17 protein-coding genes are annotated in these 15,117 nt (G+C 41.5%); 7 read left to right on the plus strand and 10 right to left on the minus strand.

Going from position 1 to position 15,117, the window contains the following annotated elements:
* Nucleotides 1-117: 117 nt before the first annotated feature.
* Nucleotides 118-1,983: a M1 family metallopeptidase gene (locus MTO98_RS08170; RefSeq protein WP_243486143.1), complete on the plus strand. Its 1,866-nt coding sequence runs from the start codon at nucleotides 118-120 to the stop codon at nucleotides 1,981-1,983.
* A 71-nt stretch (nucleotides 1,984-2,054) separates the two neighbouring features.
* Here MTO98_RS08170 and MTO98_RS08175 read toward each other — a convergent pair whose 3' ends face one another.
* Together MTO98_RS08175 and MTO98_RS08180 are read right to left on the minus strand one after the other, a co-directional pair.
* Nucleotides 2,055-2,441 (minus strand): YtxH domain-containing protein, encoded by a 387-nt coding sequence (locus MTO98_RS08175; protein WP_243486144.1) that lies wholly within the window; start codon nucleotides 2,439-2,441, stop codon nucleotides 2,055-2,057.
* 187 nt (nucleotides 2,442-2,628) lie between these two features.
* The gene (locus MTO98_RS08180) at nucleotides 2,629-2,823 is read right to left on the minus strand and encodes a cold-shock protein (RefSeq protein ID WP_090533335.1); all 195 of its coding nucleotides are present in this window, start codon (nucleotides 2,821-2,823) and stop codon (nucleotides 2,629-2,631) included.
* 412 nt (nucleotides 2,824-3,235) lie between these two features.
* On the opposite strand from MTO98_RS08180, the gene MTO98_RS08185 reads away from it, so the two are divergent.
* On the plus strand, nucleotides 3,236-3,889 hold the full coding sequence (locus MTO98_RS08185) for an HAD family phosphatase (protein WP_243486146.1): 654 nt from the start codon (nucleotides 3,236-3,238) through the stop codon (nucleotides 3,887-3,889).
* Between the two features lie 86 nt (nucleotides 3,890-3,975).
* Entirely contained in the window at nucleotides 3,976-4,740 is a 765-nt protein-coding gene (locus tag MTO98_RS08190) for a hypothetical protein (RefSeq protein WP_243486149.1), read from the plus strand.
* A gap of 1 nt (nucleotide 4,741) precedes the next feature.
* On the opposite strand, the gene lysA is transcribed toward MTO98_RS08190, so the two are convergent.
* Nucleotides 4,742-5,902, minus strand: coding sequence for a diaminopimelate decarboxylase (lysA, locus tag MTO98_RS08195; protein ID WP_243486150.1), 1,161 nt, complete (start codon nucleotides 5,900-5,902; stop codon nucleotides 4,742-4,744).
* A 122-nt stretch (nucleotides 5,903-6,024) separates the two neighbouring features.
* Nucleotides 6,025-7,335 carry an aspartate kinase gene (locus MTO98_RS08200; protein ID WP_243486152.1) on the minus strand — a complete coding sequence of 437 codons (1,311 nt, stop codon included), beginning with the start codon at nucleotides 7,333-7,335 and terminating at the stop codon, nucleotides 6,025-6,027.
* Between the two features lie 283 nt (nucleotides 7,336-7,618).
* On the opposite strand from MTO98_RS08200, the gene MTO98_RS08205 reads away from it, so the two are divergent.
* Genes MTO98_RS08205 through MTO98_RS08215 form a run of 3 tightly spaced genes read left to right on the plus strand, consistent with a single transcriptional unit; the run spans nucleotide 7,619 to nucleotide 9,125 of the window.
* Nucleotides 7,619-8,164: an RNA polymerase sigma factor gene (locus MTO98_RS08205; protein WP_243486154.1), complete on the plus strand. Its 546-nt coding sequence runs from the start codon at nucleotides 7,619-7,621 to the stop codon at nucleotides 8,162-8,164.
* Nucleotides 8,145-8,417, plus strand: a complete 273-nt coding sequence (locus MTO98_RS08210) for a hypothetical protein (protein ID WP_243486155.1) — start codon at nucleotides 8,145-8,147, stop codon at nucleotides 8,415-8,417. Before MTO98_RS08205 ends, MTO98_RS08210 begins: the two co-directional genes overlap by 20 nt.
* 12 nt (nucleotides 8,418-8,429) lie before the next feature.
* On the plus strand, nucleotides 8,430-9,125 hold the full coding sequence (locus MTO98_RS08215) for a ClpP family protease (RefSeq protein ID WP_305852741.1): 696 nt from the start codon (nucleotides 8,430-8,432) through the stop codon (nucleotides 9,123-9,125).
* A gap of 112 nt (nucleotides 9,126-9,237) precedes the next feature.
* Here MTO98_RS08215 and MTO98_RS08220 read toward each other — a convergent pair whose 3' ends face one another.
* The 5 genes from MTO98_RS08220 to MTO98_RS08240 form a co-directional block, all read right to left on the minus strand.
* Nucleotides 9,238-10,110 carry a creatininase family protein gene (locus MTO98_RS08220; protein WP_243486156.1) on the minus strand — a complete coding sequence of 291 codons (873 nt, stop codon included), beginning with the start codon at nucleotides 10,108-10,110 and terminating at the stop codon, nucleotides 9,238-9,240.
* 106 nt (nucleotides 10,111-10,216) lie between these two features.
* Nucleotides 10,217-12,082 carry an ATP-binding protein gene (locus tag MTO98_RS08225; RefSeq protein WP_243486158.1) on the minus strand — a complete coding sequence of 622 codons (1,866 nt, stop codon included), beginning with the start codon at nucleotides 12,080-12,082 and terminating at the stop codon, nucleotides 10,217-10,219.
* Between the two features lie 215 nt (nucleotides 12,083-12,297).
* Nucleotides 12,298-12,999, minus strand: coding sequence for an NUDIX domain-containing protein (locus MTO98_RS08230; protein WP_112567744.1), 702 nt, complete (start codon nucleotides 12,997-12,999; stop codon nucleotides 12,298-12,300).
* A gap of 168 nt (nucleotides 13,000-13,167) precedes the next feature.
* A complete protein-coding gene (locus tag MTO98_RS08235; protein WP_243486159.1) occupies nucleotides 13,168-13,590 on the minus strand; it encodes a secondary thiamine-phosphate synthase enzyme YjbQ in 423 nt (140 codons plus the stop codon).
* Between the two features lie 108 nt (nucleotides 13,591-13,698).
* Nucleotides 13,699-14,016, minus strand: a complete 318-nt coding sequence (locus MTO98_RS08240; RefSeq protein WP_243486160.1) for a hypothetical protein — start codon at nucleotides 14,014-14,016, stop codon at nucleotides 13,699-13,701.
* Nucleotides 14,017-14,192: 176 nt separating this feature from the next.
* On the opposite strand from MTO98_RS08240, the gene MTO98_RS08245 reads away from it, so the two are divergent.
* Nucleotides 14,193-14,603 carry a VOC family protein gene (locus tag MTO98_RS08245; RefSeq protein WP_243486161.1) on the plus strand — a complete coding sequence of 137 codons (411 nt, stop codon included), beginning with the start codon at nucleotides 14,193-14,195 and terminating at the stop codon, nucleotides 14,601-14,603.
* Between the two features lie 2 nt (nucleotides 14,604-14,605).
* Here the strand turns inward: MTO98_RS08245 and MTO98_RS08250 are convergent, their stop codons facing one another.
* Nucleotides 14,606-14,998: a hypothetical protein gene (locus MTO98_RS08250; protein WP_243486163.1), complete on the minus strand. Its 393-nt coding sequence runs from the start codon at nucleotides 14,996-14,998 to the stop codon at nucleotides 14,606-14,608.
* Nucleotides 14,999-15,117 lie beyond the last annotated feature (119 nt).

Here is a 15,117-nt window from a genome sequence, read left to right on the forward strand (position 1 = left end):
GCGTGATGCTATAACGATTTATCATTGAAGTTTTTTAATCAGATGTATCGATAAATGTTTCCCGCATATCGTTATTTAGTCCAATTGATTTAAATTGGCTGCTGAAATTTAAGACGAATGATCAGACCCATTATTTTATCTGCCTTATCCTGCATGGTATTTGCACAGGTTAAGGCTCAAACTTTGTATATGCCGCGCGATATACAAAAGGCATTTAAAAACGAAACCCGCTCGCCAGATGGCCGTCCCGGGAAAAACTATTGGCAAAATCACGGACGCTACGTTATCAGTATCACAGCCGTGCCCCAAAACCGTACTGTGAAAGGCTCAGAGCAGATCACTTATGTGAACAATAGCCCGGATACTTTGAAAAGGCTCAACATGAAGCTTATTCTGAATATTCATAAGCCCGGTGCTGCCCGTTTTGGCGATGCCGCGGCAGATTATCTTACGCCCGGGATACAGTTCGATAGCTTTTTGATCAATGGCGAAGCAAAAAAAGTTCAGTCGGCATCAACAAATCAATTGGTGAGCCTGAGCAAACCCTTAATGCCGCATGATTCGGTTAAACTTGATATTGGCTGGCATTTTGAAATTTCCAAACAAAGCGGCCGCGAGGGAATGATAGATTCCACTACCTGTTACCTGGCTTATTTTTACCCGCGTGTATCTGTATATGATGATTATAACGGCTGGGACAGGTTGCCTTTCTTAGACGCACAAGAGTTTTATAACGACTTTAACGATTATACCCTGCACGTAACGGCGCCTAAAAACTACGTAGTTTGGGCTACAGGCACTTTGCAAAACCCTAACGAAGTTTTGCAACCCGAGTATGCAAAACGATTGAAAGCGTCATTCACCAGCGATTCTACCATTCACGTTGCTTCGGCGGCCGAAATGGCCGCGCAGAAGGTAACCGCTCAAAAGGACATGAACACCTGGACCTGGACTGCTAACGATATCAGCGACATGGCTGTAGGTATTAGCGATCATTATGTATGGGATGCTGCCAGTGTTGTTGTTGACGATGCTACAAACAGGAGGGCCAGCATGCAAGCTGCTTTTTTAGATAGTTCGGAAGATTTTCATCATGCTGTACAGGCTGGCCGTAACTCATTGGGCTGGCTTTCGCATAACTGGCCGGGTGTTCCTTATCCGTTCCCAAAAATGACATCGTTTCAGGGTTTTGCGGATATGGAATACCCAATGATGGTTAATGATAGCCATACTAATGATATTCACTTTTCGCAATTTGTGCAGGATCATGAAATAGCGCATACCTATTTCCCATTTTATATGGGTATTAACGAAAGCCGCTATGCCTTTATGGACGAAGGTTGGGCTACCACTTTTGAATTATTGATAGGAGCATCTGAAGTTGGCAAAGAAAAAGCCGAAGCGTTGTATAAAGACTTTCGTGTTGACAGATGGATCCACGATGCCTCAACAGCCGAGGATCAGCCGGTTATTACGCCATCGAGCGAGTTAAGGGGCGGTTATGGCAATAACTCATATGGTAAACCTTCATTAAGTTATTTCGCCCTGAAAGATATGTTGGGCGACGTATTGTTCAAAAAAGCTTTACACGGTTATATGGACCGCTGGCATGGTAAGCACCCAATACCATGGGATTATTTTAACTCCATGAGTAATATCACCGGTAAAAACCTCGATTGGTTTTTCAATAACTGGTTTTTCACCAATTACTATATTGATCTGTCGTTAAAAAGCGTAACCAAAACAGCAGGAGGCTACACAGCAACTATAAAAAACGTAGGGGGCTTTGTTGTACCATTTGATGTAAAGGTTACTTATGCAGATGACTCAAAAGAAAGTATGCATCAAACCCCGGCAGTTTGGGAAAAAAATCAAAAGCAAATTACGGTAGATATTAAAACGACTAAAGCCATTAAATCGGTTACTTTAGACGGCGGTATATTTATGGATGCCGACGAAAGCAATAATACCTGGAACAAATAATTAAAAAATGTTTATAAATAATAAAACCCGGCCATTGGTCGGGTTTTATTATTTTATGATAGTACTAAATATTATGCATTTTGTACAGAATTGTTCCAATCATCGGCGGTTGCCTTAACTTTAGCTTTAGCATCGCTGGCAGCGTCGCCGGCTTTATGTGCAATATCATCTGCTTTTGATTTAGCGGCATCAACAACTTTATCTTTAGCATCCCAAAGATCACTAACAGTACCACTAAATTTGGTTTTTGCTTTATCAATTACATTATTGCTGTAATCTTTGATTTCTCCGGCTGTGTTTTGTGCTTTGGTTTTGGCTGTATCAACCAGGTCATTTATATAGTCAGCAATATCGCCTCTTAACTCAGTGCCTTTTTCAGGAGCTAACAATAAACCCAAAGCCGCGCCCGCTGCTGCACCTACCAATAGTGCTGCTATAATTTTTGCTTGATCTTTCATGTTCTTTCTTTGTTTTATGTGTAGTCGATTTATGATATTATAGTTTAAACAACAACAATGCCAGTTTTATTTGAAAGTAGCATTCAAATATTAAGTTGAAGTATGAGGCAGATTAACAAAAAAATAAGGCAACAAAAAAGGCACTCAAAAAATTGAGTGCCTTGTAGGCTTAATGATTATATTATAATTATATAACTTTTACATTTACCGCGTTAAGACCTTTACGGCCGTTTTCAACTTCGTATTCAACGGTATCGTTTTCACGAACTTCGTCAATAAGGCCTGTTGAATGAACAAAAATATCCGGACCACCATTGCTTGGTACTATAAATCCGAAACCTTTTGTTTCATTAAAAAATTTTACTGTTCCTTGATTTTGCATTATTTTATTTATTAATGCGGCCAAGTTAGCTATAATTTACCATAATAAAGCAATACCATGGGTGTAATTTAGCTGGGGGATGAACAGGTTTACCGCTGGCCGAACCAACAAATGGTTAGGCTTCAAGACGCTATAGCTAAATGCAACTCATGTAAATGTTTTTTAAATAACAAAGCATGGGGGGATCTACACAAGCTCCTTACATCGATATACTTACTAAAAAGGTGATCTCAATAAATAGCCTCAAATGCATGTCTGATTTTTTAGCCACTTGTTTTCTATCAAAAGTTATCTGCCGATGTGTTAAATGAATAATATCTGGCTGCACAGGATTTTTAGTTTTTAAAAAGTTTAAGTTTGCAACAGTAACCGCGATTGTGGTTGGTACCCTTATAAAAATAGAATAATACAGATGAAGGCCTTTATATTTGACCTTAACGGCACCATGATCAATGATATGCCGTTCCATACCAAAGCCTGGCAATACCTTTTAAATACCGACCTGGGTGCTAATTTTACCTGGGATGAAGTAAAACCACAGATGTACGGTAAAAACCAGGAAGTACTGGTACGTATGTTTGGTCCCAGCCGTTTTACCACCGAAGAAATGGATAGGCTCTCCCTTCTTAAAGAACAGCGTTACCAGGACGAGTTTTTGCCCCACCTGGCGCTTTTACCCGGATTGCAGGAGTTTTTGGAGAAAGCTTATCAAGCCGGGATCCCGATGGCCATAGGCTCGGCGGCGATTCCTTTTAATATTGATTTTGTGCTGGATAATCTTAACATCAGGCATTATTTTAAGGCAATAGTAAGCGCCGATGACGTAGTATTAAGTAAGCCGCATCCCGAAACTTTTTTAAAGGCTGCCGAATTGCTGAATACTTTACCTGTTGATTGCCTGGTATTTGAAGATGTACCCAAAGGTGCCGAAGCTGCTGCTAATGCCGGTATGAAGGCTGTGGTACTCACCACCACCCATCAGCAGGATGAATTCGAAGCGCTGCAAAACATTATTCATTTTGCCGGTGATTTCACCGATGATTTTATTGGTAGTTTGGTGCAATAAATCAGTTGGCTTTGTTATTTTATTGTTTGTTTTAACGTATTATTGTTCAGTATCCTGTTTATAAACCAATTCTGAACCTTTTTGCGATGAAACTTAAATTTAGCTTGCTTTTACTATTGGGCGGCATGATCATCGGCTCATGCAGTGATCATATTTACGCGCCGGCCATGCACCACAGCGATATTGCCTATCTCCCTAAACCTGTATCTGCTGATGCTGTTAAAGCTGCAAACTATATTTCGGGGGCATTGGTAGTTGATGAAAGCCCTAATTACCAGGACGAGCTGGTAAGTGCACAACTGAATTTTAGCCGCGGACATGTATTCGATCATTTTAACCTTGCTTACGGCGCTTTCGGCGCATTAGGAAATTATCATAATAGCGAATTACAGCCGCAAGACCCCAACTATTTTAAAAATAAGTTTTTTGGAGCAGCGGGAGGGAGGCTATCTGGCAACTTTTTTGTGAGCGGCAAGCATATTGATTTTCGTTTTATCGGCTTCGAAGCGGCTTACAGCCATGAATTTGGCGATTATCTTAACTTCAGGAGGGCTGTTACCGATAAACCTGGTTTTTATACCGATCCTCGTGCTGATCTGTTTACTTTAGGAGGCACAAGCGAGATCATATTTCACACCAACAGGGTTGCCAACCAGTTTGGGTTCCGGCTTTTTTGGGGCGGTACGTTTGGCAATGATAATATATACCGAAATAAAAACAGCGATTACAATTACAGGGTTTATAATCCTGGTATTGTAACCGCTGCGTATTTTATGCAGATCAAAAACTTTATAGGCATTGTTGAAGCCGGTAACTATGTGCAGTTAAGACTTGGCTACAGGCTTAAATAGCTTATTCAGAATAAACGCTGCCAACCCTGTCCCGCAGGTTATAGCCAGATGCCATTACTTCGCCATAAGCGCCCGCTGTACGTACAGCTATCAGGTCGCCACGGAATGATTCTGGTAATGCTACATCTTTCTGAAAACAATCAGTGCTTTCGCATATCGGGCCTACAACATCGTATTTCAAACTTTCAGACTTGCTCACTTCAGACTTCCGGCTTAGGTTTTCTATCTGATGGTAAGCCTGGTAAAGCATCGGACGAATCAGTTCGGTCATGCCGGCATCAAGTATCAGGAAATTCTTTTTCTGCCCGTTCTTAACGTACAGTACCCGCGATATCAATGAGGCGCTTTGCGCTACCAATGCGCGGCCAAGTTCAAAGTGTACTTCCTGGCCGGGCTTAACGTTCAGGAAGCTTTTAAATACCTGGAAGTAAGCTTCAAAATCGGCAATATTGGTGTCGGGATTATAATAATCAACGCCTAAACCGCCGCCTGTGTTCAGTACTTTTACCGGGAAACCACGATCCTCAAACCAGTCCTGCATTTCGTTTATGCGGGTACAAAGATTTTTGTAAACTTCCAGGTCGGTAATTTGTGAACCGATATGGAAATGGATGCCTAAAAACTGCAGGTTATCACATTTACGCAAAGCCGCAGCCACATCGGGTAATTGCCAGGTATTGATCCCGAACTTATTTTCATCAAGACCGGTGGTGATAAAGTGATGGGTATGGGCATCAACATTAGGGTTAATGCGGATAGCTACACCCGCTTTTTTATTTTTTGCTTTGGCAAGACCATCAATAATAAACAGCTCCTGAATTGATTCCACATTGAAGCAGAAAATATCGGCATCAAGCGCCAGGTTTATTTCCCGGTCAGATTTACCTACACCGGCAAACACCACTTTGCCTTTATCAAAGCCATGCTCAATAGCCGCTTTAACCTCGCCGCCACTCACGCAATCGGCACCAAAGCCGTAGGTTTGGATAGTATCAATAACCTTTGAGTTAAAGTTGGCCTTCATAGCATAATGCACATGAAAGCCATGCTTTGCAGAAGCATCGCGGCAGGCGCTCAAAGTATTTTTCAATACCTCAAGATCGTAGTAATAAAACGGGGTATCTAAGCCGTTAAATTTATCTATAGTTTTACTTGTGAACATTGTAGTATATCATCAAATCATGCTGAACTATGTATCTTGTGAATTGCTTCGTTCGCGCAATGATGTTTAAATTTAAAATCTCAAATAAATTAATTCCAAAATCGAAAGTCCCAGATCCGAAATTAAAATAACCTGTTATGTAAGCTCCTTAAAGTTTCAACCTTATCTTCGGTTTTCACCAGTAATGACAGGTTGTGATCGCTGCCGCCGTATGATATCATCCTTAACGGGATATGTTTAACAGCTTCCAGCACACGGGCAGCATAGCCATGTTTTTCGGCACCAAAATCACCTACTACACAAATGATGGTTTGATTCACATCAATCTCTACCGAACCGTAAGTATTCAGCTCTTTGGTGATATCACCGAGATAAGTAGTATCATCGATGGTTACAGATACGCCCACTTCGGATGTAGTGATCATATCGATAGATGTTTTATAGCGCTCAAACACTTCAAACACTTTGCGTAAAAAGCCGTGTGCCAAAAGCATCCTGCTCGATTGGATCTTGATAGCAGTAATGGCATCTTTGGCGGCGATTGATTTGATCTTATCCTTTTCGCTGGTATTGGTGATCAGCGTGCCTTGTGCTTTTGGATCCATGGTGTTCAATAAGCGAACCGGGATCTTATATTTTTGCGCAGGGAACACACTTTGCGGGTGCAGGATCTTAGCACCAAAATAGGCAAGCTCGGCAGCCTCGTCAAATGATAACTGGGCAATTGGCTGTGTGCCTTTAACTATACGCGGATCGTTATTGTGCATCCCGTCAATGTCCGTCCATATCTGTACTTCCTCGCTACGGATGCCGGCACCAATTAATGATGCGGTATAATCGCTGCCGCCACGGCGCAGGTTATCTATTTCGCCATAAGCATTGCGGCAAATATAGCCCTGGGTAATAAACAGGTTTACTTCGGGATGTTTGTCAAGCAGTGGAAGCAGGTTTTCGGTAATGTGGTCAACAATAGGTTCGTTGTCCTCATCAGTCTTCATGAAATCCAAAGCGGGCAGCAGTACCGATGGTACGCCAATCTCCTTTAAATAAACATGATAAAGGGTAGTTGAAAGCAACTCACCCTGTGCCACAATGATCTTATCTTCAATATTGGTAAACAGATCATTGGCCAGGTTGCTCAGCAGCGAAAAATGATAGTCGATAACTTCTTTGCCCTGGGCTAAAAACTCGGGCTTGACAAACAATTCCTTAATAAAAATTTCGTACTTATCCTTCAGGATAGTAATAAGCTGAGCCGCCTTCTTTTTATCTCCGGCGAGGTATGCTTGTCCAATTTCTACGAGGCTGTTTGTTGTGCCTGACACTGCCGACAGCACCACCACCTGGCGCTCGGCCGGGTTAATGATGTCAAGCAGCGCTTTCATCCGGGCGGGGCTACCTACTGATGTCCCACCAAATTTTAAAACTTTCATTTTTATGTTGCTGTTAACCTTGTTTGAACTGATGTTGAGCTATCATTTTGCTGATTTTCAAGCATCAATATTTGAGGCGCTAAAAATAGTGTTTTATAATGCTTATCTGTAATATGAACTGAATTAAAATTTGCAAACCGAGTTATGATATTTGTCATTTGTCATCCTGAGCGATAGCGAAGGATGGCAACCTTTTTACATATATCCATCATCAAATAATTTTTTTCTAACTTCACGGTGATATATCATCCGTTTTTCGCACTTACTATTAAACGCATTGATCATGGTACATGAAATAGTTTTTGATGGTCCTGCAGCACAAAGGGAAAAGCTTATTGCATCGCTCTACAAAAGCGCTTTCCCCGCGGTAGCGAAATATGTAAGTAAAATGGGTGGCTCTTTTGATGACGCAAAGGATGTTTTTCAGGATGCGCTTGTTATTTATTACGAGAAGGCTGTTAACGGCGGGCTCTTTTTAAACACCGGCGAAAAAGCTTACTTGTTAGGTATTGCCAAGCACCTTTGGTTTAAAAAATTCAGGGATGGTAGTAATAACCTGCCATTTGATAGTTGCGAATTTGATATTGCGGATGAAGCCGACGAACAGCCATCTGCCAATAAACTGATGCACTACCTGGAAACGGCTGGTAAAAAATGCATGGAGCTGCTGAGTGCCTTTTACTATCATAAACTGACGATGAAGGAGGCTGCAAGCTTGTTTGGCTATGCTGGCGAGCGCTCGGCCACTGTGCAAAAGTATAAATGCATTGAAAAAGTAAGGGAAACTGTTAAAGAACAATCATTGGCTTATGAGGACTTCATTGAATGAGATAAAGGCAATTGATGATCATGTTTTGAAACAGGCAGCACCTGACGAGGCGTTACTATTTGAGGCTAAACTGATCATTAATCCCGGGCTTAAACAACAGGTGGCCTGGCATGAGCAAACCCTTAGCCTGGTGCGGCAGTACGGGCGTAATAATTTCAGGGCCGAGATCGAGGCCGTGCATCAAAAACTATTCAGCCAGCCCGAACATGAGGGTTTCAGGCAAAAGATCATGCGTTTATTTCGCAAACGCTAAAAGCAAAATTTTATGAATATCAATCAAAATGAGTTCCGCAAATACGCGGTGGGGCATCGCCGTGTGCAAAGTTTATATGTCGACAGGTTTATCGGGCAGGTAAATAACAGCAAAATAAATATGGGTATGACGCCCTATATTATGGAAGAGCGCCAAATGAACATTTCACAAATGGATGTTTTTTCGAGGCTGATGATGGACAGGATTATTTTTCTGGGGACGGCTGTTGATGACAATATAGCCAATATCATACAGGCACAATTGCTGTTCCTGCAATCGGCCGATGCCAAAAAGGATATCCAGATCTACATCAATTCGCCGGGAGGTTCAGTATATGCGGGCCTGGGTATCTATGACACCATGCAGTTCATTTCGCCCGATGTGGCTACCATATGTACCGGGCTGGCGGCCTCTATGGCTGCTACATTGCTTTGTGCCGGGGCTAAAGGCAAAAGGGCGGCGTTATCGCACTCGCGGGTGATGATGCACCAACCATTGGGAGGGGCGCAGGGGCAGGCTTCGGATATTGAAATAGCCGCCATACAGATAGCCAAAATGAAAAAAGAACTTTATGATATAGCAGCTAAGCATACAGGTCAAAGCTATGAACGAATTCATGAAGTATCCGATCGTGACTATTGGATGATAGCCAAAGAAGCCAAAGCTTTCGGTATGATTGATGAGGTTTTGGGAAGTAAGGAGGATTAAAAAAAAAATGTCATTGCGAGGAGGGACGACGAAGCAATCGCATGTTATACAGGGCGGATATGCTTCCGTGCGATTGCCACGCTATCGCTCGCAATGACATTTTTTTATTTATTTACTTATTCAACGCATCCACCTTGTCAAAAAACTCGTTTTGTAATTTGATCGTGCTGGTATCGGCCTTGATAGCTTTGAGCGCCTGTATAAAAGAGGCTATTTCGTGCTCTGCTATAAATTTGCCAAATTCGGGTGTGGCTTTAGCTCCTTCGCCGGCGTAGTGGTTAGAATAAGCAGCGTACCACCATATAGGGGTATAAACATTGGTTAGGTTTAAACGGTGCTGGTTATCGCCAGATTGCGATGCCGCCCTGTCCATCTTCATTAGATCCGGGCGATAGTAGAGCATTGACGCGGTTTCACTTTCGCCTGCATGCTGGTCATTTTCCATGGCTGATTTATGCATTTTGCGGTATTGGGTATTGTATTCCTTATCACGATCTTCAGGATTGTAAAAGTACACTGCATAATTGTGCCGTTTGTTAAGCAGCGATTGCATAAAGAATTGGATAAACTCGGGGTTTCCGCCATGCCCGTTCAGGATCACAATTTTATCAAACCCGTTGCGGGCAATTTCATCGCAGGTGGCTTCCAGCAAATCCCATATTACCTTACTTGGCAAGGCGAAGGTGCCGGGTTGGTGACGGGCTTCATTGATCTGCCCGTAAAAATAATCAGGAAATACAACAGCATATTCCGACTTAACAGCATGGGCAGCCCACTCACGTACATGGATCAGGTCGGTGCCAAGAGGCGAGTGCGGGCCATGCTTCTCGAGGATACCAATGGGGAGGATACAGGTTTTTGATGATTTTTCGAGCGCCGCCGGAAAATCCGATGCAACAAGCTCATCCCAGCGGGCAGGTATTTGCTGGGCAAAAGAATAAGCAGAAAGCAGCAGCGCTGCAAGCAGTAACAGGTAAGTTTTCATAAATTAAAGGTTTGGTAACAGGTTTATAGCAAGCTGTATTTGCCTTGAAATTTACGAACTTAAGCTGTTGTTTTTCAACTGATAATTTAAAAGTTACAATAAATTATCAGCGCATGTTGGGTAGTGAGTAGCAGAAAGCCGCTCCCTTTACCCGGTTGTTTTCAACCCAGATGCGGCCATTCATCTTTTCGGTGAAATCTTTGCAAATCATAAGTGCAACGCCTGCCCCTTTTTCTTTTTCATTACTGTACTGCATATTAGCTTTGAAGTTAAATAGCAGCTGAAGTTTATCGGGTGAGATGCCTTTGCCTTCGTCCTGTACGCAAACAGTTACATCTTTACCACTTGATGCGCTTATGGTAACGGTTGAATTATCGGGCGAGAACTTGATGGCATTATGTATGAAATTTCGGTGTATGAACTGAACCAGTTCTTTATCGGCATAAATTATAATAGCCGGATCAATCGTATTGATAAACTTAAGGCCACGATCTTTACCTAATAAGGTGAATGGTTGCAAAGCCTCCTCAATAAGTTCATTTAAAGGCAACGGAACAGCTTTATAATCAAAGCCCGAAAGTTGTTGTTTGATCCACTGCAATATGTTTTCAAAAATTTCCAGCGAGATATTTGAAGAATGCTCCATGGTATCTACCAGGTCCATTAACTCTTCGCGCGTAAAAGAATCAGCATCTTTAAGCACAGTTGCCAGTGTTTTAAGTGCGCCTATCGGCTGCCTGAAATCATGCGCAAGGATGGATACCAGCCGGTTGTTAAATTCGTGATCTATTTCCAGTTTATCATTTCGTAACTGTACAGTACGGTTTAGTTCTTCAAGTGTAAGACCATGCTTTTTCTTGAGATTATAAAGCCGGTAAGTAAATATTACGGTTATGGCTGTTATGATAAATAAAATACCCAGTACAATGGCCAGTATCTGCCTGTTTTGGCTTCGGATGGTGATGGCCTCAAGTTGTTGATCTTTCAGGGCATAGTCTATGTAGTCAAAGCCCGATGTATTGGTGTATTTTTCTTCGTCGTCATACAGTTTCAGCAGCTTTTCGCTGTAACGCTGCACCTCACTAAGATTGTTCTGAGCGATGTAGATATCATACAATTTTTTTCCAAAGATCTTTTGATAATAATGGTAACCGCTTTTTTCGGCAATGGAAAGGCCTTGTTTATAATAAGCAGTGGATTTTGCCGTATCGTTACCCATATACAGATCGCCAAGGTTCATAACAATGTCGAGGCTCAAATAATAAAGCTCCATGGCTAAGCCGTTGCTGGCAGCCTGTTGTAATAACGCAGCGCCTTTTTCGCGTTCGTTATTTTGAAGGTACAATAATCCCTGAACCTGATCAGCTTCAATCAGCGTGCGCTTATCTTTAAATCGGGTACCTATTTCGCGGGCTTTATTTAGATAAATTTCAACGGAGTCTTTTGGCACCTGATCGGGGTACAGGAGGAGGTAATTACATAATGCCAGCGACATGATGGAGTCGCGATGCAAGGTTTTACCAATGTTTATAGCACGTTTAAAAAAATCTATCGCTTTTTTATCCTCATTGTTTTCATTAAACACCAGGCCTATGTTCATTAGTCCCTGCACAACATTTGAGGTGTCTTTCAATTCCTGGTACAGGTTATAAGCCTCGTTGTAATAACGTAATGAAAGCTGCAAATTACCTTTCAGATCGTAAACAATTCCTATTGCGTTAAGTGCATCAGCTTTACCTGCCTTGTAGTTAAGCCGCTCGGCTATAGTTCTGGCTTTTTTTGCATAGTAAAAAGCACTGTCGATGTTTTGCTCATACATGAGCATGCCCAGCCGGTTTAGTGTATTTACATATTGTATACTATCGCGAAGGGATGGCAGAACTTTTTTTAAGTTACTAAGCTCTTTTGACTGACCGAAACATACGGATACAGCAAGCAAAAGCAGTATTAAGAAGCTTACGGTTTTTTTCATTAACTGATGTCAGCAAACAGGTTTTGTAGTTGAAAATTTAGCCTAAAGCCGTTATACGTATGAAAAAACAGTATTGTTGGAAAATATTAAATAAAAATATGCCGGCTACCGATGGCTCACACTGTGTTTAGTACGATATTAAGCTTATTTATAATAATACCTGTTATTTGATAAAGGTTTGGTTATTTTCAGTTGAACGTTTTACCTCGTATTCATTATAATGAATCGGGGTTGGGTATAAAATTCATAAACGCCTGGAACTTGGCATAATAGTTTTGCATGTTTAGCTGATAATAATAGGCACCACGTTTTGAACCTGCTTTATCTTTATCGGCCAGTTTAATAAGCAAACCGGTTGCCAGTACCCTTTTACTGAAATTACGCTTATCAATAGTAGTATTAAATACAGATTCGTAAAGCGTTTGCAATTGTGGTATGGTAAACTTGGTAGGCAAAAGCTCAAATAAAATAGGGTGCATGGCCGCTTTGTAGCGGATGCGCTTGCGGGCCTGTTCAACCATTTCCTGCTGATCAAATATCAATTTAGGTGCGCGCTTAAGCTGAAACCACTCGGCCTGGTAATCATCACTGATCTGGGCTTCATACTTATGGATGTCAACCAGTGCAAAGTATGCCACGGATACGGTACGCTCAATAGGGTCGCGCTGGGGTTGCCCAAAAGTATATAACTGTTCAAGGTACACGCCCTCCAGTCCGGTTAGTTGCTTCAGGATACGGTTGGCGCTCTGGTCAAGGCTTTCATCGGGCTGAACAAATCCACCCATCAAACTCCAGTTTCCCTTTTCGGGCTGGAAACCTCTTTTTATAAGTAAAATTTTTAAAACCTCGCCATCAAAGCCAAAAATGATACAATCAACAGCTAATAATAACCTTGTTTGCTTAGAGTACTTGAGCATTTATAAACAGTAATAATTTTATGGTAGAAACAAATATAGAATAACAATTGATATAAGCAGACAAATTTGCTATGTTATCCCGGTTAAAAAAGTATTAATTTACAATAGTTAGTCAAATGTGTAAATTAATTGTGCTTTTTACAATAATAGTTGCCGATTATTCATTATTTATTCTCCCCAGGCTGATATTACAAGCATACGGTTTCCACCATAGTTGCGGTGCTCGCACAAATAAATTCCCTGCCACATGCCTAAAGCCAGTCGCCCGTTGCGGATTGGGATGGTTACCGAACTGCCAAGCATTGCAGCTTTTAAATGGGCCGGCATATCATCAGAGCCCTCGTCATCATGTAAATAATCAGGATCATTTTCGGGCACAGCTTTGTTGAAATACATCTCAAAATCCAGCCTTACGGTTGGGTCGGCATTTTCATTGATAGTTAACGATGCCGATGTATGCTGGATAAATACCTGGCAAATACCTGCTTTTAACTCCTGTATTTGAGGCAGTGCGTTAGTTACTTCGGCTGTGATAAGGTGAAACCCTCTTTTTCGTTCCCTGAGCTGAAGCGTTTGCTGAAATATTTTCATAAATAGTTTGCGTTATAGCATTACTGCAAACATATCTATAAAGATTGTTTGGTTTTTGTTTTTGCAGGGCTTACAATATTTAAAGTTGTTTAACGCTTTTGTAAAGTTTTATCCAATAATAGCGGGGTTTAGTTGTGTGCCGGGAGTAGTGAACAACCTGTTGATGAATGCTTTTATTTTTTCGATAAAGCTCTTTCTGGTTGATTTTTGAATAGCTTGAATTTGATCATCATCCGGAGGCTTTGGGTTATCTGCATCCTGCATTTCTTCCAAAACAATCTCACGAATGTCGGGGTCACGGTTCACGATCTCATCCAGTTCGCTAAGCTCGTTGAAGGTAGCAGTGCCATTTTTTTGCCGCTTTATAAGTATTTCAAAACGGTCCTGATTGAAAGTACGCCTTTCCAGTTGCTTGCCGTGTTTCATAACATTTATAGTATCTTTTTTATAAACTCAAATTAAGTGCCATGTATTTATTGTGTTGATTTACAGTATTTTGATTTTGTTTTTGATTTTTGAATTTGCATCATTTTGACACACGGATCGTTCGTTTTCGTGCAGTGGGAATGTGTAACTTTATAATAAATCAGGCTGATAAATGAATGGATAATCTCACAAAACAGATCCAGGGCTTAGCTCCCTTACTCCAAGTTTTTGATATGCCTGTCGCTATAGGCTTTTACCGCGACGTGCTGGGCTTTGAAGTAGTACAAGCATCGGGTAAAGGGGATGATGTTGACTGGGTTTTAATCAAACTCAACAATATAGAACTGATGCTCAACACGGCCTATGAAAAGCCGGACCGACCTCCCGAACCTGATGAGCAACGCACAGCAGCCCATACTGATACTTCTCTATATTTTGGCCATCCGGATATTGATCAATTATATAGCTATTTATTGGGTAAGGGAATGCACCTTAAAGAGCCCCAAATTACAGGCTACGGCTGGAAGGCTATTTATTTGCTTGATCCTGACGGTTACCTGTTATGTTTTCACTGGCCCATGAAATAGTGTTATAACTTTTCGTAATGGTCTTCAGGCCCGTCGGCCGCCACGGGTACCGTGCCATAAAATGTAAGTATTTGGCCTTCTATCCTAAAAAATGTGGTATTACCGGTTGAAGTATCATTATCAAACATGATCTGTTCATGTGTATTATCGAACCTGCGGGTGCGATAAGTGCCGCTTTTTATCAGGGTATCCTTATGCGTCCGTTTGTAGGTATTGGTAGTGAAGGTTATAATATTGCCATTGCCAGGTTTTACCAGATTGGGATTAGGAGGTGTGCAGTAGCAGCTGGTGCCACGGTATTCCCATTTGCCAATCAATTGGTCATTATTAGGGGTTTTATCCTTTTTACAGCTTAATAAAACGGCGAGTACGCCGAATAAAAATAGCTTTTTCATACCTTAAGGTTTATTATACTTTACGGTGCTGCAAGGCTAAACGCTACAAGTAAACCGTTATTGGTAACAGTTTCAATACACAATTTGCGGGCATCAATTAATTGACTACTTTGGTGTAA

The sequence above is a fragment of the Mucilaginibacter sp. SMC90 genome, from assembly GCF_022811725.1.
Taxonomy (GTDB): domain Bacteria; phylum Bacteroidota; class Bacteroidia; order Sphingobacteriales; family Sphingobacteriaceae; genus Mucilaginibacter.

What these genes read in the sequence shown, in the direction of transcription:
- MTO98_RS08170 (WP_243486143.1), top strand. Translation starts at nt 118, where the DNA reads ATGATCAGACCCATTATTTTATCTGCCTTATCCTGCATGGTATTTGCA.
- MTO98_RS08175 (WP_243486144.1), bottom strand. Translation starts at nt 2,441, where the DNA reads ATGAAAGATCAAGCAAAAATTATAGCAGCACTATTGGTAGGTGCAGCA.
- MTO98_RS08180 (WP_090533335.1), bottom strand. Translation starts at nt 2,823, where the DNA reads ATGCAAAATCAAGGAACAGTAAAATTTTTTAATGAAACAAAAGGTTTC.
- MTO98_RS08185 (WP_243486146.1), top strand. Translation starts at nt 3,236, where the DNA reads ATGAAGGCCTTTATATTTGACCTTAACGGCACCATGATCAATGATATG.
- MTO98_RS08190 (WP_243486149.1), top strand. Translation starts at nt 3,976, where the DNA reads ATGAAACTTAAATTTAGCTTGCTTTTACTATTGGGCGGCATGATCATC.
- lysA (WP_243486150.1), bottom strand. Translation starts at nt 5,902, where the DNA reads ATGTTCACAAGTAAAACTATAGATAAATTTAACGGCTTAGATACCCCG.
- MTO98_RS08200 (WP_243486152.1), bottom strand. Translation starts at nt 7,335, where the DNA reads ATGAAAGTTTTAAAATTTGGTGGGACATCAGTAGGTAGCCCCGCCCGG.
- MTO98_RS08205 (WP_243486154.1), top strand. Translation starts at nt 7,619, where the DNA reads ATGGTACATGAAATAGTTTTTGATGGTCCTGCAGCACAAAGGGAAAAG.
- MTO98_RS08210 (WP_243486155.1), top strand. Translation starts at nt 8,145, where the DNA reads ATGAGGACTTCATTGAATGAGATAAAGGCAATTGATGATCATGTTTTG.
- MTO98_RS08215 (WP_305852741.1), top strand. Translation starts at nt 8,430, where the DNA reads ATGAATATCAATCAAAATGAGTTCCGCAAATACGCGGTGGGGCATCGC.
- MTO98_RS08220 (WP_243486156.1), bottom strand. Translation starts at nt 10,110, where the DNA reads ATGAAAACTTACCTGTTACTGCTTGCAGCGCTGCTGCTTTCTGCTTAT.
- MTO98_RS08225 (WP_243486158.1), bottom strand. Translation starts at nt 12,082, where the DNA reads ATGAAAAAAACCGTAAGCTTCTTAATACTGCTTTTGCTTGCTGTATCC.
- MTO98_RS08230 (WP_112567744.1), bottom strand. Translation starts at nt 12,999, where the DNA reads ATGCTCAAGTACTCTAAGCAAACAAGGTTATTATTAGCTGTTGATTGT.
- MTO98_RS08235 (WP_243486159.1), bottom strand. Translation starts at nt 13,590, where the DNA reads ATGAAAATATTTCAGCAAACGCTTCAGCTCAGGGAACGAAAAAGAGGG.
- MTO98_RS08240 (WP_243486160.1), bottom strand. Translation starts at nt 14,016, where the DNA reads ATGAAACACGGCAAGCAACTGGAAAGGCGTACTTTCAATCAGGACCGT.
- MTO98_RS08245 (WP_243486161.1), top strand. Translation starts at nt 14,193, where the DNA reads ATGGATAATCTCACAAAACAGATCCAGGGCTTAGCTCCCTTACTCCAA.
- MTO98_RS08250 (WP_243486163.1), bottom strand. Translation starts at nt 14,998, where the DNA reads ATGAAAAAGCTATTTTTATTCGGCGTACTCGCCGTTTTATTAAGCTGT.